The following is a 1,298-nucleotide window of genomic DNA, read 5'->3' as shown; positions in this document are numbered from 1 at the left end:
CTACCTGAAGCAACACCGCTTATATACCCGCACACTTGGAATTATTTGAGTCTCTAAAAATGAGGGGATCTCTGAGACTGGTATCCCCTGCGGAGGTAGAATTGACACCGCCAGCAATGGCGAGTGCGGATAACACTATTCCAGACGACACCATTCCCTCCGATGGGGATGAAATCGACCCCGCCGTTGAGCAAGAACTGGCCGCCATCCAGCAAGCTATTCAGGATGGGCAGGATCCGACCGAAATCGCCCAGGCAACCGCCAGCGGCGGTGATACCGCAGGAGGCCTCGCAGGCTCCGGTAATGCGGGCGTCATCGTCACCGAACGTACCGCCAGAGCGACCATTTCCGAAGCGGGTTTTGATACGACCCATAACAGCCGTGACCCGCAACGCCTGGATGCGCTGCCGGGTGACGAGATCGCCGGCAAGATAGCGCATCCGCCGGTTGCCTTTGATCAGCAGCAGATCATTTCTGAAGACACGCCGACCCTGTTCGCTCAGGTTCCGACCGCGCAAGATCCCGATAGCGACGGCATCAATCCGCAGGGTTACACCCTGGTGAGCGGCGTACAGAGCGGTCAACTGACCCTCAATGCCGATGGCAGCTACCAATATATTCCCTCCCCCGAGTTTCAATCCCTGCGAGAGGGTGAGACACGACAGGTCTCCTTTACCTATATTGCCACCGATCCGAGTGGCAACCAGAGTGCCCCGGCCACGGTGACCATTACCATCACCGGCACCAACGACACCGCCACCATCGGCGTTGCCACGCCGGGCGCTGACCAGGGTGCCGTCAAAGAAGATGTGACCCTCACCACCAATGGCAAGCTGGTCGCCACCGATGTCGATCACGGCGAAGCGGTGTTCCACCCCCAGACTCAGGTCAAGGGTGACCACGGCACCTTCACCATCGATAAAGATGGCAACTGGACTTACACACTCGACAACGATGACCCGCAGGTGCAGGCCCTCAAAGAGGGGGAATCCCTGCCCAACGAAACCTTCGTGGTCAAGAGTGCCGACGGCTCTGCCCAGCACACCGTCACCGTGACCATCACCGGCACCAACGACATCGCCACCATCGGCGTCGCGACCCCGGGCGCAGATCAGGGCGCCGTCAAAGAAGACGTAACCCTTACCACCAACGGCAAGCTGGTCGCCACCGATGTCGATAACGGCGAAGCGGTGTTCCAGCCCCAGACTCAGGTCAAGGGTGACCACGGCACCTTCACCATCGATAAAGATGGCAACTGGACTTACACACTCAACAACGATGACCCGCAGGTACAGGCC

The 1,298-nt window shown here is 59.2% G+C and carries 1 protein-coding gene; it reads left to right on the top strand.

Annotated features, from left to right (window positions below):
- Positions 1–101 precede the first annotated feature (101 nt).
- The coding region (locus PG888_RS22890; RefSeq protein ID WP_270816054.1) for a VCBS domain-containing protein at positions 102–1,298 on the top strand (1,197 nt) is incomplete at its 3' end.

Source organism: Aeromonas sp. QDB23, from assembly GCF_027707745.1.
GTDB lineage: Bacteria > Pseudomonadota > Gammaproteobacteria > Enterobacterales > Aeromonadaceae > Aeromonas > Aeromonas allosaccharophila.
Note: the sequence above shows the minus strand (reverse complement) of the source record. Positions and strands in the feature narration are given on the sequence as shown.